Below are 15,513 nucleotides of genomic sequence, written 5' to 3'. Positions count from 1 at the left end.
AGGCATGCCCGAGTACATCTACACCATGCAGCGCGTGCGCAAGGCGCACGGCGACAAGGTCATTCTTGACGACGTCACGCTGTCGTTCCTCCCCGGGGCGAAGATCGGCGTGCTGGGTCCGAACGGGACGGGCAAGTCGACGCTGCTGAAGATGATGGCCGGGCTGGAGCAGCCGTCCAACGGCGACGCCCGGCTGATGCCCGGCTTCACGGTCGGCATGCTGCAGCAGGAGCCCCCGCTCAACGAGTCCAAGACCGTCCTCGGCAACGTCGAGGAGGGCGTGGCCGAGACCAAGGCGATGCTGGACCGGTTCAACGAGATCGCCGAGCAGATGGCCACCGACTACAGCGACGAGCTGCTGGACGAGATGGGCAAGCTGCAGGACGCGCTGGACCACCGCAACGCGTGGGATCTGGAGAGCCAGCTGGAGCAGGCGATGGACGCCCTCCGCTGCCCGCCGCCGGACGCCGACGTCACCCAGCTGTCCGGTGGCGAGCGCCGCCGGGTCGCGCTGTGCAAGCTGCTGCTGGAGCAGCCCGACCTCCTGCTGCTCGACGAGCCCACCAACCACCTCGACGCCGAGAGCGTCCAGTGGCTGGAGCAGCACCTGGAGAAGTATCCCGGGACCGTCCTGGCCGTCACCCACGACCGGTACTTCCTGGACAACGTGGCCGGCTGGATCCTGGAGCTCGACCGGGGCCGCTGCTACCCCTACGAGGGCAACTACTCCACCTACCTGGAGGCCAAGGCCGCCCGCCTCAAGATCGAGGGTCAGAAGGACGCCAAGCGCAAGAAGCGCCTGGAAGAGGAGCTCCAGTGGGTGCGCTCCAACGCCAGGGCCCGCCAGACCAAGAGCCGCGCCCGTCTCCAGCGCTACGAGGAGATGGCCGCCGAGGCCGACAAGTACCGCAAGCTCGACTTCGAGGAGATCCAGATTCCGCCGGGCCCGCGTCTGGGCACGACGGTGATCCGAGCCGAGAAGCTGACCAAGGGCTTCGATGACCGGCTGCTCATGGACGAGCTCTCCTTCGACCTGCCGCGCAACGGCATCGTCGGCGTCATCGGCCCCAACGGCGTGGGCAAGACCACGCTGTTCCGCATGATCATTGGTGACGAGACGCCGGACAGCGGGTCGATCACGATCGGCGACACCGTCAAGATCTCCTACGCGGACCAGAGCCGTGGGGGCATCGACCCCAAGAAGAACGTCTGGGAGGTCGTCTCGGACGGGCTCGACCACATCAAGGTCGGCAACGTCGAGATGCCGTCCAGGGCGTATGTGGCGGCGTTCGGCTTCAAGGGCCCGGACCAGCAGAAGCCCTCGGGCATCCTGTCGGGCGGCGAGCGCAACCGGCTCAACCTCGCGCTCACCCTCAAGCAGGGCGGCAACGTGCTGCTGCTCGACGAGCCCACCAACGACCTCGACACCGAGACCCTGTCCAGCCTGGAGAACGCGCTGCTCGACTTCCCGGGCTGCGCGGTGATCACCTCGCACGACCGGTGGTTCCTCGACCGCATTGCCACCCACATCCTGGCGTGGGAAGAGGGCTCGAACTGGTTCTGGTTCGAGGGCAACTTCGCCGACTACGAGAAGAACAAGATCGAGCGGCTGGGTGCGGACGCCGCGCGCCCGCACCGCGTCACCTACCGCAAGCTGACCCGCGAATAGCGGGCCACGCCTCTGGATTACTCGGTGAGGAGCCAGGCGGTCGTGTCCGGCGGGAGCTCCAACCCGTCGCACGGGCCGCTGGAGATCACGACCCGGTCGTGCGGCGGCAGCCGTACGGGCTCCTCACCGCAGTTGATCACGCAGATGAGCTTTCCGCGCGTGAAGAACAGCGCGTCCCCCGGGGCCTCCAGCCAGGCCATCGTGTCCGGCAGGGTGCCGCGCAGCGCACGGCGGGTGGCGAGGGCACGCCGGTAGAACGACAGCGTGGAGGACGGGTCCGCGGCCTGCCGTTCGGCGGTCAGGCCGGCCCAGTCCGCCGGCTGCGGCAGCCACGATCCCCCCGGCCCGAACCCGTACGGCGGGGCCGTACCGGACCAGGGGAGCGGGACCCGGCAGCCGTCGCGCCCGAGCAATTCACCCTTGGACCGCGCGAAGATCGGGTCCTGACGGGACTCCGGAGGAAGGTCTTTCACCTCAGGCAGTCCCAATTCCTCGCCCTGGTAGAGATATGCCGACCCCGGGAGGGCCAGCATGGCCAGGAAGGCGGCGCACCCACGGGCGAGCCCGGCGGACGGATCGAGCGACCCCTCCCCGTAGCGGGTGGGATGCCGTACGACGTCGTGGTTGGACAGGACCCACGTCGGGGCGGGGACAGCGATCAGCGTCTCGTCGATGACCTTGCGGAAGGCCGTGGCCGACCAGGGCGCCTCCAGCCAGGCGAAGTTGAAGCTCTGGTGCAACTCGTCGGGGCGGACGTAGAGGGCGAGGTCCTCCGGGGAGTCGGTCCAGACCTCGCCGACCGCCGCCCGCACGCCCGGATACTCGTCGAGCACTCGCCGCCATTCGCGGTAGATGTCGTGAACCTCCGGCTGGCTCCAGATCGGCGACTTCGCGCCGAACCCGGGCTCGGTGTCGGGCAGGCCTTCCGCCTTGATGAGCCCCATCGCCACGTCGATCCGGAAGCCGTCGACTCCCCGGTCGAGCCAGAACCGCAGGATGTCGGCGAACTCGCGCCGGACCTCGGGGTCGCGCCAGTTGAAGTCGGGCTGCTGGGGCGCGAAGAGGTGCAGGTACCACTGGCCGTCGGGCACTCGCGTCCACGCCGGCCCGCCGAACACGGAGACCCAGTTGTTCGGCTCCCTGCCGCCGCTGTCGCCGGGCGACGGCGCGGGGTCCCGGAACATGTAGCGGTCGCGCTCCCTGGAGCCTCTGGGGGCCTCCAGGGCCTTCCGGAACCACGGATGCGCCGAGGAGCTGTGGTTCGGAACGATGTCCACCATCAGCCGCAGGCCGAGGGCGTGCGCGTCCGCGACCAGGGCGTCGAAGTCGGCGAGCGAGCCGAACAGCGGGTCGACGTCGCGGTAGTCCGCCACGTCGTATCCGCCGTCGGCCATGGGGGAGGGGTAGAACGGCGTCAGCCAGATCGCGTCGACGCCGAGCTCCGCGAGGTACGGCAGGCGGCTGCGGACTCCGGGCAGGTCGCCCACCCCGTCACCGGAGGCGTCGGCGAAGCTGCGGACGTAGATCTCGTAGACGACGGCATCGTGCCACCAGGGAGTTCGTTCCATGAAGAAGTGGCTGCCCGGTGTGCGCGTGACTTATGCGTTGATGAGGCTTTGTGCGGCGTAGACCAGGTATTGCCAGAGCTGCTCCTCGCGCTCCGGTGCCAGCTCCAGCGAGCGCACGGCCTCGCCCATGTGCTTGAGCCAGGCGTCCCGTTCCGGCTCGCCGATCACGAACGGCGCGTGCCGCATGCGGAGCCGCGGATGGCCGCGCTCCTGGCTGTAGGTGTTCGGGCCGCCCCAGTACTGGATGAGGAACATGCGCAGCCGGTCCTCCGCCCCGCTGAGGTCCTCCTCGGGGTAGAGCGGGCGCAGCAGCGGATCCTCGGCGACGCCCTCATAGAACCGGTGGATGAGTCGCCGGAAGACGTCCTCGCCCCCGACTGCGTCGTAGAAGGACTCGGTCTGCTCGCTTGTCACGGTTTCAGCCTAGGACAGCTACTGGCCAGTAGGTTCAGGCGACGGCGGCGAAGGCCAGGCCCTTGTCGTCGAACGCCCGCTTGATCCGCAGGCGGAGCTCGCGGGCGACCTCCATGTTCTTGGCCGGCGCCGTCTTGACGCTGACCCGGAAGATGACGGCCGTGCCGGAGATCTGCTCCAGCCCGTAGACCTGGGGCTCCTCGACGATCACGGTGTCGCGGTAGTCCGGGTCGTCCCACAGCTCGGTGGCGATGTCCTTGAGCAGGTCGCGGATCGTCGAGATGTCCGCCGCGTACGGCACGGGCACGTCCACGAGCGCCCTCGACCATCCCTGAGACTCGTTCCCGACCCTGGTGATGGTGCCGTTGCGGACGTACCAGACCTTGCCGTCGGCGTCCCTGAGCCGGGTGATCCGCAGCGTGACCGCCTCGACGGTGCCGGAGGCCATCCCGGTGTCGATCACGTCGCCCACGCCGTACTGGTCCTCCAGCAGCATGAACATGCCCGCGATGAAGTCCTTGACCAGCTCCTGGGCACCGAAGCCGACAGCGACGCCGATGATGCCGACGCTGGTCAGCAGAGGAGCGAGCTCGACCCCAAGCCGGGCCAGGATCATCAGGGCGGCCGTGCCGAGGATCACCACGGACGCCAGGCTCCGCAGCACCGACCCCATCGTCTCGGCCCGCTGCCTGCGACGCTCGGTGAGGATGGCCGAGGTCGCGTCCGTGACCAGGAGGGTCTTGGCGCGCAGCCGCTCCGGGAGCACGCCCACGCTCGCCCGAAGCGTCACCCGGGTGATCAGCCGGTGCGCCACGCCGCGCACGATCAGCGCCCCGCCGAGGATCAGGGCCAGCACCAGCAGCACGTCCGCGACGCCCGCCACGAGCGGCACCCATACGGGGAGGTCCTTCTCGGGGAACGACGTGTTGAGGATCGTGCACAGGACGCCCTCGCTCTTCTGGCAGGCTTTGGCCACGGCCTGGCCGGTTTGGCTGATGTCGAACCCCGGCGTCGGCGTGGGACTCGGCGTCGCGGGCGTCAGCGGGAACACGAGGTGGATCCCCCTCGGATCGGTTCGGCGGCAGGCGGGAAAGGCAAACCTAACCCATACTGCCGACCGAACCGGCCTCCGTCACATCGCCGGGGAAGACGGGAGCGCGCCATGGCCCGGGGCCGCGGAGGGCGGGCCGGGAGCGCTCCGGTGACGGGCGGCAGGGCTGGGACACACACCCGGAAGCATGTCCCTCGCCGTTCTCCGAGAGGGGGATCCCCCCGATAGCCATCCGGTTCGGCCTCGCCGGCCGGACCCGACGGCAGTCCATGGTTGACCGCTGCCCGGGTGACGCGGAACCGGCGGGATGCCGCAGCGCTCCGTGAGTGCCGTGGAGGCACGGCCACCGGAACGCTCCGCACCGGGCATCCCGCCGGCCCCGTGGGGCCGCGGTGGGCGTGACGGACCGGCGCTGCGCATCACCCGGTCCGCCACCTTCCCTTACTCGCTCACCGCGGCGAGCACGCGGGCGACCTTGGTGGCCGCTCCGGCGGGGTCGTCGGCGCGGTGCATTCGCTCTCCCCACGACCACCAGTAGTCCGCCGCCTGGCAGACCACGTTCTCAGTGAGGCTCGTCGCATTCGGGTTGATGACCCGCACGAAGGCGCGACCCGACGGCGCGCGCACGACTCGCGCGATCAGGCCCCGGGCGTCGAGCTCGGAGACCAGACATTCCAGTCGCCGGAAATCGTCCTCCCCCACCTCGCGTCCTCCCTCTTCATTTCGGCTTAGGGCCGATATGCGTGCTTTTCAACTCCGCATGTTCGACCTGGTGCGCCCAAGATGACTCACTGAACTGAATGGGTCAACGAGTGCAAGAGGTCGCCGTGGTGGAGGAAACCCCAAGTAGGTTGAAAGAAACCCCCTATCGGAGGACGATCCTTAGTCAGCACGTTCAGAGTTGGGACTTGGCCGGGCAACGCTTGGTCCATCATTATGCTGTAGGCGCAGTGCGACGAATGTGTCACACTGTGTCAACGATGAGGGCCGGTCGGGACACGTGAGCGGCGAGCGCGGCCGGTCACAAGAGAGGGGCCGGAATGTCCGGCAGGCAACACAAGGAGACGGAGATCGCTCGCCGAGTCCGGGCGCGTGGTCTGGCGGTCGGGCGCGGTCTCGCCCTGATCGCCGACGAGATCCATGAGGTCTGCGGACCGCAGTTCGGCACCACCAAAATCAAATCCCATCGTCTCTCCAACGGCATCGCCCTGGCCGACGTGATCGAGCAAGTGCGCGCCCTCTTCGAGAGAGACGGAAAGCCGGTGCCGGGCATCGGGGAGACGCTACTGTCCGCATACGAGTCCGGCATGAAGCGGCCGGGCCCGGAATATCTCCACTACTTGTGTTCGGTCTACCGGGTGGAACCGCTGGCCCTGGGATTCGAAGGTCCCTGCATCTGCGGCCACGGGCACCTGGCGCCGGGAGGTTCGGGGGCCGGGGATCGGCAAGAGGAAAGACCTGACCCTTCCCCCGGGCCGCGCATACCGGCGGTCCGACCGGACAGCGGCACCCCCTCGACGGACGGGGGCGAGGAGGACGAGAACGTGCTACGGAGGACGCTGTTGAAGCTACTCGCCGGCTCCGCCGGCGTGGGCATGGACAGCCAGGTGCTCGGAGCGATCGAAAACGTCCGCCGGCGGATGGACGACACGATGGTGACGGCCACGGTCTCCCCGGCCATGCTCGATCAGTGGGAGCAGGCCACGACCGGCTTCGGGCGGCAATATATGAACACCCCGCCCCTGCGGTTACTGTGCGACGTGCTGCTCGAGTTCTCCGCCGTGCGCAAGGCGCTCGAGCGTCGCCAGCCCCTCGACGTACAGGAGCGGCTGTGCCGGATGGCGGCGCAGCTCGCCGGGCTCTGCGGCATGATCATGATCGACCTGGGAGACCACCGCCTCGCCCGGTCGTTCTTCCGCACCGGGCGCACCGCCGCCGACGAGACCGGCGACCGCGCCCTCCGGGCCTGGGTGATAGCCCGCGAGGCGCTCGTGCCCCTCTACTACGGCGATCCGCGCGAAGCCGTCATCCTGGCCAAGAAGAGCGGCGACATGGCCGGCCACACCCCGTGCGCGGCCAAGACGATGGCCCCGGTCGTAGAGGCCAGGGCGCTGGCCATACTGGCGGGCGCCAGCGGTTCCCGGCAGGACGTGATCGAGCAGGCCAAGCGGGCGCTGCACCGCGCCCGCGCGGCGTTCGCCCAGATGAGCGCGAACGACCAGGAGGATCCGGCCTTCGGGTACACCGAGCGCCAGCTCTTCTTCTACCAGGGCGACGTGCTGGTGAAGCTGGGCCAGACCCTGGAGGCCGACGTCATCCTGGAGCAGGCCCTCGGCAAGTATTCGGGGGAGGATCTGCTCGACCAGACGCTCATCCGGTTCGACCGGGCTCTGTGCCGGGTGATCGAGGGCGACGTCGACGAGGCCCTGAAGATGGGCCAGCAGGCCATCGACCTGGTCGACCAGGGGCACCGCACGGAGCTGATCCTGCGCCCGGCCCACGACCTGATCAAGGCCATCCAGACCAAGTACGGCGACATGCCGCAACTCAAGGACTTCCGAGACTCTCTAGTGCCCGGAGTCCTCGACATAACGTCCCCGGCCGAGGAGGCACGGTGAGCGGGCTCGGGGAGGGCGCGACCTGGCCGCCCAGCATGGGGATCCGGCAGTACCGCTGGTCCGACCTCGACTCGGTCTGGGTGCTCCACCAGATCAGCCTCGCCCAGGTGGGGCTGATGCCGGGCGACGGCGTCTACTACGACGACGACATCCCCCAGATCACCGAGGTCTACCTGGCCGATCGGGGTGACTTCATCGTCGGGGAGGTGGCCGGCTCCGGGATCGTGGCCATGGGCGGCCTGCGCCGCATCGACGACCACACGGCCGAGATGTGCCGGCTCCGGGTCCATCCCGAGCACCAGCGCCGGGGCTACGGCGCCCAGATCATGCAGGCGCTGGAGGATCGGGCACGCGGGCTCGGCTACAGCGTGCTCCGCGGGGACACCACGCTGCGCCAGGTCGCGGCCCTCCAGCTCTACCGGAAGTCGGGATGGCGCGAGCTGAAGCGAGAGGTACGCGGGGATACTGTGGTGCTTTATGGTGAAAAGCAGCTAAATGCCGTAGTTTCGCAGTTTTAGCCCCATAAATAATGCTTCTAGGCCTTGGCGGATGACTCTTCTGTACTAATACTGGTGCCTTATCCGCAGAACGGGGAAAGAGGCGTGATGAAGAAGATCATTGTTCGCAAACCCGGCACGATGAAGCTCACCGGCACCTCCAGCGTCATCCACAAGGGGTGAGGGGAAACCCTCACCGCATCTGGGTTCGGGGGAACCTCTCTCGCGATCGCATGGCGGCGCTCCGCGCTCTGGAGACTCATTCCCTCCTGACGCCCCCGATAAACGGGCATCGCCGGCTACGCGGTCCCTACACGATCGGCGGCGCAATCATTCGCGCGCTTCTGCCGGTAGCGATGGAGCGTTCCCCCGCCCTGGTGGCGGAGCATGACATCGAGATCCGCGCCGCCGCCCCCGACCTGCGCCCTCTGGTGCCCGCCCGGCGGCAGACCATCGAGGCGCGCCTCCCCGAGGACGAGCGGATCCTCGTGCCGGCGCCGCGGCGCACCCTGCGCATCGCCAACGGGCTCGCCGAGTTCATCCGCGACTGCCTGCCGGGTCCGAGTGCCATCGCCGTGGACAACGTGCACGAGGCCGATCCGACCGACCGCGAACTGCTGCGCGTCCTGGCCCGCCGGGTGCCGGATCTGACGCTGGCCGCGGGGTCGCCTGAGCCGCCTCCGCCTGGCCGCTGGTCTCTCGTGGAGGCCGCGCCGGCCGGCGGACCCGCCGGCAGCCGCCGCGCCGGTGACTACATCGTGTCCGACGGCACGTCCGACGATCCGGCGGCTTACGGGGCCTATCTCGCCCTGCCGCCGGATGAGCGCGCCCGCCTGCACGAGCTCCGCGCCGCCGAACTGACCGGCGCCTTCGCGCTGGGCGCCGTGCCGTATCACCTGGAGCACGGGAGCGACTCCGAGGCGGCCCTGCGGGCACTGTGGGCGGCTGTGGATCACTGCGTCACCGAGGGCTTCCTGGACGCCGTGGCCGAACTCGGCGCACGCGGCCTCGGGCTCGCCGAGCCCGGATCGGACCTCTGGTGGCGTTTCACGCAGCGGACGGCCACCGCGCTGGGCGGGCTCGGTCGCCGCGACCGCGCCCTCGACCTCTACGAGCAGGCCCGGCGGACGAGCGTGGACCCCGCCGTCCACGCGGCCTGCGCGTACGGCACGGCCATGCTGGACGCCCGCGACCCGGATCCCCGCCGGCGTGACCTCGGCCGGGCCGCCGGATGGATCAACGAGGCGATCGCCATCTCCACGCTGCTGCCCGACCCCTGCGAGCGGGCCTTCAAGCTCGGGTTCGACCAGAACGGCCGGGCGCTGATCGAGCTGCGGCAGGGGAGGGTAACGTCGGCCCTCCAACTGGTCCAGTCGGCTCTCGACCTCGCCCAGCGTGGTCTTCCGCCGGACGCCCACCCGGTGCACCGGATGGTGCTGCTCGCCAACCGGGCGCAGCTCCTCGCGCGAACCGGGCGCGCCACGGAGGCCCTGCGCGACCTCGACCGGGCCATCGCCGTCGACCCGGTGTTCCCCGACTACTACCTCGATCGAGGCAACCTGCTGCTGGAGCTGGGGCGGCCGGACGACGCGCTCGCCGACTACGAGACCGCGATCAGGGTGAGCCCGCCGCTGCCCGAGGCGTACTACAACCGGGCCGAGCTACGCCTGGCCGCCGGGGATCTGGAACGCGCCAGGGCCGACCTCGATCACGTGCTGGAGCTCGACCCCGACTACCTCAACGCGTACGTCAACCGGGCCGGGATCCTGGAGATGCTCGGCGAGCATGACGCGGCGCGGCGTGACGTGGAGGCGGGGCTGGCCCTCGACGGGGGCAACGCGCACCTGCACGGCGTGCTGGGGCAGCTGGAGACGGCGGCGGGGCGGTTCGCCGAGGCCCGGTCGGCGTTCGACGTGGCGCTGGCGGCCGCCCCCGGGCTGGCGTCGGCATGGGCGAACCGGGCGATCCTCCGCTACGAGACGGGGGACGCGGAGGGCGCGGCGGACGACCTCACCCGGGCCATCGCGCTGGACGACGACGCGGCCTTCCACTTCAACCGGGCGACCGCGTTCGACGCGCTGGGCCGCGCGGACGAGGCCCGGCGGGACCTGCGCCGGGCTCATGAGCTCGCCCCCGAGGACCCGGACGTCCGCCGGGCCCTCGAACGTCACGAGAAGGGCCAACCCAGGCCGTGATCATGCACGGCTTCCCGGATCACCGTGCTGAACTGGCGAAACAGTGTTGATGATGATGCAGCAGCAGCGCGAGTGCATGATCACCATTTTGCCGCGACCAGCTCAAAGCGGGTTCGCCGGAACTCGTGCATGATCACGAGCGGGTGGGCCCCTAGGATCAGCACATGAGCGCTGATTATGTGCTGACCTTGTCCTGCCCGGACCGGCCCGGAGTGGTGGCCGCCGTCTCCGGGCTCCTGGCGCGGCACGGCTGCAACATCACGGAGAGCCAGCAGTTCGGGGACCCGGTCGCCGAGCGGTTCTTCATGCGCGTCCAGTTCGCCGGCGGCGCCGGTCTCGACGAGCTCCGTACGGCTTTCGCGGCGCTGGCCCCCGACTTCGGCATGGAGCTTCAGCTCTTCGACCAGGCCGTGAAGACGCGGGCGCTGGTGCTGGTCAGCAAGTTCGACCACTGCCTCAACGACCTGCTCTACCGGGTGCGCTCGGGGCTGCTGGGGATCGAGATCGCCGGCGTGGCGTCCAACCATCCCGACCTGCGGCCGCTGACCCAGTCGTACGGCATCGACTACCACCACCTGCCGGTCACGGCGGAGACCAAGGCCCGGCAGGAGGCCGAGATCCTCACCCTGGTCGACCACTACCAGGCCGACCTCGTGGTGCTCGCGCGTTACATGCAGGTGCTGTCGGAGGACCTGTGCGCGAAGCTGACCGGCCGGATGATCAACATTCACCACTCGTTCCTGCCGTCGTTCAAGGGCGCCAAGCCGTACCACCAGGCCTATTCGCGGGGCGTCAAGCTGATCGGCGCGACCGCGCACTACGTGACCGCCGACCTGGACGAGGGGCCGATCATCGAGCAGGAGGTGGCGCGGGTGAACCACACGCACTCTCCCGAGGACCTCGCCGCGATCGGCCGTGACCTGGAGTGTCAGGCGCTGGCCCGGGCCGTCCGCTGGCACGCGGAGCACCGCGTGCTGCTGGACGGCCACAAGACCATCATCTTCCCCCGCTGAGCCCGTTCAGCCGATCTCAAGGCCCGTGTGGCGGGCGAGGAACGCGAGCTGGTCGGCCGCGAGCTCGACCGACTTGCTGACGGCGCGGGCGCCGTGGCCGACCTCGGTCTCGTTGCGCAGCAGGATCGGGCGGTCGCCGGCCTGCGCGTGCTGCAGGGCCGCCGCCATCTTCCAGGCGTGCAGCGGATGCACGCGGGTGTCGGAGGCGAACACCGCGAACAGCGTCGCCGGGTAGGAGACCCCCTCACGGACCCGGTGGTAGGGCGAGTAACCCCACAGCCAGGCGAACTCCTCGGGGACGTCGGCCGAGCCGTACTCGACGTTCCACGTGGCGCCGAGGCCGAACTTCTCGTAGCGGATCATGTCGAGCAGCGGTGCCGCGCAGACCACCGCCGCGTACAGGTCGGGACGCTGCGTCAGCGCCGCCCCGACGAGCAGGCCGCCGTTGGAGCCGCCGGAGATGGCGAGTTGCTCGGAGGTCGTCACGCCGGTCGCGATGAGGTGCTCCGCCGCCGCGTGGAGGTCGTCGAACACGTTCTGCTTGTGGCCGAGCATGCCGGCGCGGTGCCACTGCTCGCCCTCCTCGCCGCCGCCCCGGAGCTGCGCGATGGCGTAGACGCCGCCCGCCTCGACCCAGGCGAGGATGGAGGCGGAGAAGCCCGGCGTCATCGAGATGCCGAAGCCGCCGTAGCCGTAAAGGATGGCCGGCCGGGGGCCGGAGCCCTCGCGGGAGATCACCAGCATGTGGACCTCGGTGCCGTCCTTCGACCGATAGACCGCCTGCTCCGTGGTCACCCGGGGCACCTCGACCGCGCCAGGGGGAGCCTCCCACAGGGTGGTCTCGCCGGTCAGCGCGTCGTACCGGTAGACGGCCGCGGGCGTGACGTTGTCGGTGTAGCCGAACCAGGCCTCGTGGCCGCCCTCCGGGCGCTCGACGATCCCGCCGATGGACCCGAGGCCGGGCACCGGGACCGCGCCGATCCGGTCGCCGCTCTCCAGGGCGTGGGTCGAGATCTCCGAGATCGCGTGCCGGGTCCAGCCGACGAGCAGGACGGGGTCGGCCATGTCGTCGAGGATCGCGAAATCCGAGAGAACGGCCTCGGGGTCCTCCGGGACAAGGTCGCGCCAGCTCTCCCGCGCCGGGGTCTGCGGTGAGGTCACGCAGACCCGGCCGCGCGGGGCGTCGAGGTCGGTGAAGACGTAGAGCCGCCCGTCGCGGCCGAAGTGGAGGCCGGTCTGGGCGTCCACGTTCTCCTGGACAGTGACCAGCGCCGGGCTCTCGGCCGGTGACGCCGAGAGGTCGGCCACCCACAGGTCGTTGCGCGGCGCCGTGCCGCGCGAGGCGGAGACCGACAGCCAGCGGCCGTCCCGGGACACCGAGACGCTGTAGTAGTTGGTCTTCTCCAGGCCCTCGCCGAAGATCAGCGCGTCGTCGTCAGGGTTCTGCCCGACGCGGTGCAGGTAGACCCGCCGGTGGAACTGCTCCTCACCGGCCGGGACGGCGGAGGGCGCGAGCCTGCGGACGTAGTAGAACGCCTCCCCGCCCGGAAGCCAGGCGACGGGGGAGTAGCGGCACCGGTCGATCGGCCCGTCGACGATCTCGCCGCTCGCGACGTCGATCACATAGAGCCTCGACTCCTCGTCTCCGCCGATCGAGATCTGGTAGGCCAGCCGGTTGCCCTCCTTGTCCGGCTGGTAGGAGTCCAGCGTGGTCAGCCCGGAGGAGTCGAGCGCCATCGGGTCGACCAGCGCCCGCTCGCCCTGCCCGTCCCCGACGTAGAGGACCGGGTGCTCCTGCTCGGGAGTCCGGCGGGTGAAGAACCGCCGCTCGCCCCGCCACACGGGCGTCCCGACCGAGCCCGACTTCAGCAGTTCGGCGACGCGCTCGCGGAAGCGCTCACGGCCGGAGAGCTCCGCGCTCCGGAACAGCGCGTCCTGCGCGTCCAGCCATTCCTTGGTCTCCGGGTTGTCGGGGTCCTCCAGCCACCGGTACGGGTCGGGGACCGGGGTCCCGTGCAGCGTGTCGACGATGTCGTCACGGCGGGCGGGTGGGTACGGCTGTCGCGTCATGTTCGCACTTTAAAGCAGGTGGCGGCCGGTGGCGTACGGACGTCCTCACCTGGCCAAGCGGGGAGTAAAGGGACGATGGGCTGGGCATAAAAAGCACCAGGCGTCCCAGTCGTCAACTCCGTAGGTCCGTTATGGGGTGGCGGAGTGGCCGCCGCAAAGGCCACACTTTGGTGAAGGGCGGTGCCGTGGTGACCATCCGCTGGACCGTCCGGCGGAGGTCCTTGTGACGGAAGCACCCGGGTCCCAACAGACGGGACCACAACCAGGGCGCACGGCTGTGCCGACGGCTTCACAGATAGCCGTGGAGGCCGGCTGATGCGCCAAGTCCTACTGCTCAACGCCACCTACGAACCACTCACCACGCTTTCTCTGCACCGGGCGGTCATCCTCGTCCTGAGAGAGAAGGCGGACGTCGTGCACCGCGACGGGCGGGGCGCGGTCCTGCGCTCGGCCACCCGCACGCTGGACGTCCCCTCGGTTATTCGGCTGCGCCGGTATGTCCGCATCCCTTACCGGTCCCGGATCCCGCTCACGCGGGCCGCGCTGATGCGCCGGGACGACTTCCGCTGCGCCTACTGCGGGCAGCGGGCCGAGACCATCGACCATGTCATCCCGCGTTCAAAGGGAGGTCCCCACACCTGGGAGAACTGCGTCGCCTCATGCATGCCGTGCAACCACCGCAAGGCGGACAGACTGCTGGAGGAGCTGGGGTGGACGTTACGCGTCGCTCCGGTGGTGCCACGAGGCGCCCACTGGCGGCTCATCGGCGCCCAGCTCGATGGCGACCCCCAGTGGGCGCCTTACCTCACGGAGTCGGCTGCCTGATGATGGACGCATGACCTGGGCCTTCACGGCCGACGTGGAAGAGTACGCGGCGGCCGCCGAGGCGTGGCTGCTCCGTGACCCGGTCCGCAACACGGTGCTCCTCACCGTGCTGCGCGGGTTGCGGAGCGGCCAGTTCGCCGAGGACCCGCTGATGGGCTGGTTCGACGAGGACGGGTCCGTCACGGGCGCGGTCAGCCACACCCCGCCCTATCCGCTGGGCCTCGGCGATGTCCCGCACGCCGTGCTGCCGTCGCTGGCCACCGGGTTGATCGAGCTGGACCGGAGCCTGCCGGGAGTCAGCGGTCCCCTCGCCGCCGCCGAGGCGTTCGCGGCGGCGTGGTGGCGGCCAGAGAAGGGCCGCCGGGCCGAGCGTCTGTACCGGCTCGGCGCCCTCGCCCCGTCCGCCGCCCCCGGCAAGGCCCGTACGGCCACCGCGGCCGACATCGCGGAGGCCGCCCTGTGGTTCGGCGACTTCCAGGCCGAGGCCCACGTCGACAGGACGGCCGATCCCACCCCCGTCGTGTCTGCCCGGATCAACCGCGACGAGCTGGTCTGGTGGGAGGACGGCGGCCGGTCCGTGTCCATCGCCGGGGTCACCGCCCCCATCGCGGGGATGTCCCGCATCGGGCCGGTTTTCACGCCTCCGGAGTTCCGCCGCCACGGGTACGGCACGGCCGTGACCCACGCGGCCAGCCGCAAGGCCATGGACGAGGGGGCCGCCGGGGTGCTGCTGTTCACCGACCTCGGCAACCCGACGTCCAACTCCATCTACCAGAGCCTCGGCTACCGTCCCGTCGACGACTACGCCACGATCCACTTCGGATAGAGGCGGCCGGGCCGTACCCTAGGGGCATGCCTCGCTATGACTATCGCTGCCGCGCCTGCGGATCGACCTTCGAGCTGAACCGGCCCATGGCGGAGGCCAACGCGCCGGCCGTGTGCCCCACGGGCCACGACGACACCGTGAAGCTGCTGTCCACGGTCGCGGTCACGGGCAAGGCCGGCACGGCTCCCGCCCCTCGGCCGTCGTCCGGGGGCGGTTGCTGTGGCGGCGGCTGCTGCGGCTGAGACTCCCTACGCCGCCGCTGAGCGGCGCTGGAAGGGCAGGTAGCGCTCGGGCAGGTGCGGCCGGGCGGGGAGGTCGGTCGGCTCGACCGAGACGATCCGGTCGAACCGGAAGGCCCTGATCCCGCGCCGCATCCGGCACCAGCCAACCAGGTACCAGAAATCGCGATGGACGAGGCAGGTCACCGGCTCGACGTCGCGGACGGTGAGCCGCCCGGCGGCGTCGTGGTACTGGATCCGGACCACCAGGCGGGCGGTGATCGCGTTCGCCACCGCCCTGGCCCGCCGGGCCACCTCGGCCGGGAGCGGTGTGGTCAGCGTGGACAGGGTCGTGGCGATGACGTCGTCGTCGAGGTCGAGGTGCTCGAACGCGTGCCGCAGGCCGCGGCGGGCGGTGACGGACTGGGGACCGGCCCCGAGATGGGCGAGGGACAGGGCCAGGGCGGCGAGCTCAGCGGTCGTCAGCGGTAGCGGGTGCCTTGTGACGTTTGCCATACCTTGACACTAACCGCTACCACTGACATTTTC

The 15,513-nt window shown here is 70.0% G+C and carries 14 protein-coding genes; 8 read left to right on the top strand and 6 right to left on the bottom strand.

Annotated elements, in window-relative coordinates:
• The first annotated feature begins 4 nt into the window (after positions 1-4).
• Entirely contained in the window at positions 5-1,669 is a 1,665-nt protein-coding gene (gene ettA, locus N5079_RS26915; RefSeq protein ID WP_261586919.1) for an energy-dependent translational throttle protein EttA, read from the top strand.
• A 17-nt stretch (positions 1,670-1,686) separates the two neighbouring features.
• On the opposite strand, the gene N5079_RS26910 is transcribed toward ettA, so the two are convergent.
• From N5079_RS26910 to N5079_RS26895, 4 genes are all read right to left on the bottom strand, one after another.
• Positions 1,687-3,237 carry a glycoside hydrolase family 13 protein gene (locus N5079_RS26910; RefSeq protein WP_261586918.1) on the bottom strand — a complete coding sequence of 517 codons (1,551 nt, stop codon included), beginning with the start codon at positions 3,235-3,237 and terminating at the stop codon, positions 1,687-1,689.
• Positions 3,238-3,267: 30 nt separating this feature from the next.
• Entirely contained in the window at positions 3,268-3,651 is a 384-nt protein-coding gene (locus N5079_RS26905; protein ID WP_261586917.1) for a globin, read from the bottom strand.
• A gap of 34 nt (positions 3,652-3,685) precedes the next feature.
• Positions 3,686-4,702: a mechanosensitive ion channel family protein gene (locus tag N5079_RS26900; RefSeq protein WP_261586916.1), complete on the bottom strand. Its 1,017-nt coding sequence runs from the start codon at positions 4,700-4,702 to the stop codon at positions 3,686-3,688.
• Positions 4,703-5,143: 441 nt separating this feature from the next.
• Positions 5,144-5,404 carry a hypothetical protein gene (locus N5079_RS26895; RefSeq protein WP_261586915.1) on the bottom strand — a complete coding sequence of 87 codons (261 nt, stop codon included), beginning with the start codon at positions 5,402-5,404 and terminating at the stop codon, positions 5,144-5,146.
• Positions 5,405-5,742: 338 nt separating this feature from the next.
• Between N5079_RS26895 and N5079_RS26890 the strand changes: the two genes are divergently transcribed.
• The 4 genes from N5079_RS26890 to purU all read left to right on the top strand — a co-directional run bounded on the left by N5079_RS26890 (position 5,743) and on the right by purU (position 11,025).
• Complete coding sequence (locus N5079_RS26890; RefSeq protein WP_261586914.1) at positions 5,743-7,320, top strand: XRE family transcriptional regulator; 1,578 nt, start codon at positions 5,743-5,745, stop codon at positions 7,318-7,320.
• Positions 7,317-7,838, top strand: a complete 522-nt coding sequence (locus N5079_RS26885) for a GNAT family N-acetyltransferase (protein WP_261586913.1) — start codon at positions 7,317-7,319, stop codon at positions 7,836-7,838. The genes N5079_RS26890 and N5079_RS26885 overlap by 4 nt, the downstream gene beginning before the upstream one ends.
• Positions 7,839-8,173: 335 nt before the next feature.
• Positions 8,174-10,012, top strand: a complete 1,839-nt coding sequence (locus tag N5079_RS26880) for a tetratricopeptide repeat protein (protein WP_261586911.1) — start codon at positions 8,174-8,176, stop codon at positions 10,010-10,012.
• Between the two features lie 164 nt (positions 10,013-10,176).
• Complete coding sequence (gene purU / locus N5079_RS26875; protein ID WP_261586910.1) at positions 10,177-11,025, top strand: formyltetrahydrofolate deformylase; 849 nt, start codon at positions 10,177-10,179, stop codon at positions 11,023-11,025.
• A 6-nt stretch (positions 11,026-11,031) separates the two neighbouring features.
• Here the strand turns inward: purU and N5079_RS26870 are convergent, their stop codons facing one another.
• Positions 11,032-13,095 carry a prolyl oligopeptidase family serine peptidase gene (locus N5079_RS26870; RefSeq protein ID WP_261586909.1) on the bottom strand — a complete coding sequence of 688 codons (2,064 nt, stop codon included), beginning with the start codon at positions 13,093-13,095 and terminating at the stop codon, positions 11,032-11,034.
• A 315-nt stretch (positions 13,096-13,410) separates the two neighbouring features.
• Here N5079_RS26870 and N5079_RS26865 point away from each other — a divergent pair, with 315 nt between their 5' ends.
• The 3 genes from N5079_RS26865 to N5079_RS26855 are packed head-to-tail and all read left to right on the top strand — an operon-like array spanning position 13,411 to position 14,988.
• Positions 13,411-13,920 (top strand): HNH endonuclease, encoded by a 510-nt coding sequence (locus N5079_RS26865; RefSeq protein ID WP_261586908.1) that lies wholly within the window; start codon positions 13,411-13,413, stop codon positions 13,918-13,920.
• Between the two features lie 10 nt (positions 13,921-13,930).
• A complete protein-coding gene (locus tag N5079_RS26860) occupies positions 13,931-14,746 on the top strand; it encodes a GNAT family N-acetyltransferase (protein ID WP_261586907.1) in 816 nt (271 codons plus the stop codon).
• 26 nt (positions 14,747-14,772) lie between these two features.
• Positions 14,773-14,988 (top strand): FmdB family zinc ribbon protein, encoded by a 216-nt coding sequence (locus N5079_RS26855; RefSeq protein WP_261586906.1) that lies wholly within the window; start codon positions 14,773-14,775, stop codon positions 14,986-14,988.
• Positions 14,989-14,994: 6 nt separating this feature from the next.
• On the opposite strand, the gene N5079_RS26850 is transcribed toward N5079_RS26855, so the two are convergent.
• On the bottom strand, positions 14,995-15,480 hold the full coding sequence (locus N5079_RS26850) for a helix-turn-helix transcriptional regulator (protein ID WP_261586905.1): 486 nt from the start codon (positions 15,478-15,480) through the stop codon (positions 14,995-14,997).
• Between the last annotated feature and the right edge of the window lie 33 nt (positions 15,481-15,513).

The organism is Planotetraspora sp. A-T 1434, assembly GCF_025420585.1.
GTDB lineage: Bacteria > Actinomycetota > Actinomycetes > Streptosporangiales > Streptosporangiaceae > JAOEGB01.
The sequence above is the reverse complement of the archived record's forward strand: the minus strand, read 5'-3'. Positions and strand labels throughout refer to the sequence as shown.

What these genes read in the sequence shown, in the direction of transcription:
- ettA (WP_261586919.1), top strand. Translation starts at nt 5, where the DNA reads ATGCCCGAGTACATCTACACCATGCAGCGCGTGCGCAAGGCGCACGGC.
- N5079_RS26910 (WP_261586918.1), bottom strand. Translation starts at nt 3,237, where the DNA reads ATGGAACGAACTCCCTGGTGGCACGATGCCGTCGTCTACGAGATCTAC.
- N5079_RS26890 (WP_261586914.1), top strand. Translation starts at nt 5,743, where the DNA reads ATGTCCGGCAGGCAACACAAGGAGACGGAGATCGCTCGCCGAGTCCGG.
- N5079_RS26880 (WP_261586911.1), top strand. Translation starts at nt 8,174, where the DNA reads ATGGAGCGTTCCCCCGCCCTGGTGGCGGAGCATGACATCGAGATCCGC.
- purU (WP_261586910.1), top strand. Translation starts at nt 10,177, where the DNA reads ATGAGCGCTGATTATGTGCTGACCTTGTCCTGCCCGGACCGGCCCGGA.
- N5079_RS26870 (WP_261586909.1), bottom strand. Translation starts at nt 13,095, where the DNA reads ATGACGCGACAGCCGTACCCACCCGCCCGCCGTGACGACATCGTCGAC.
- N5079_RS26865 (WP_261586908.1), top strand. Translation starts at nt 13,411, where the DNA reads ATGCGCCAAGTCCTACTGCTCAACGCCACCTACGAACCACTCACCACG.
- N5079_RS26860 (WP_261586907.1), top strand. Translation starts at nt 13,931, where the DNA reads ATGACCTGGGCCTTCACGGCCGACGTGGAAGAGTACGCGGCGGCCGCC.
- N5079_RS26855 (WP_261586906.1), top strand. Translation starts at nt 14,773, where the DNA reads ATGCCTCGCTATGACTATCGCTGCCGCGCCTGCGGATCGACCTTCGAG.
- N5079_RS26850 (WP_261586905.1), bottom strand. Translation starts at nt 15,480, where the DNA reads ATGGCAAACGTCACAAGGCACCCGCTACCGCTGACGACCGCTGAGCTC.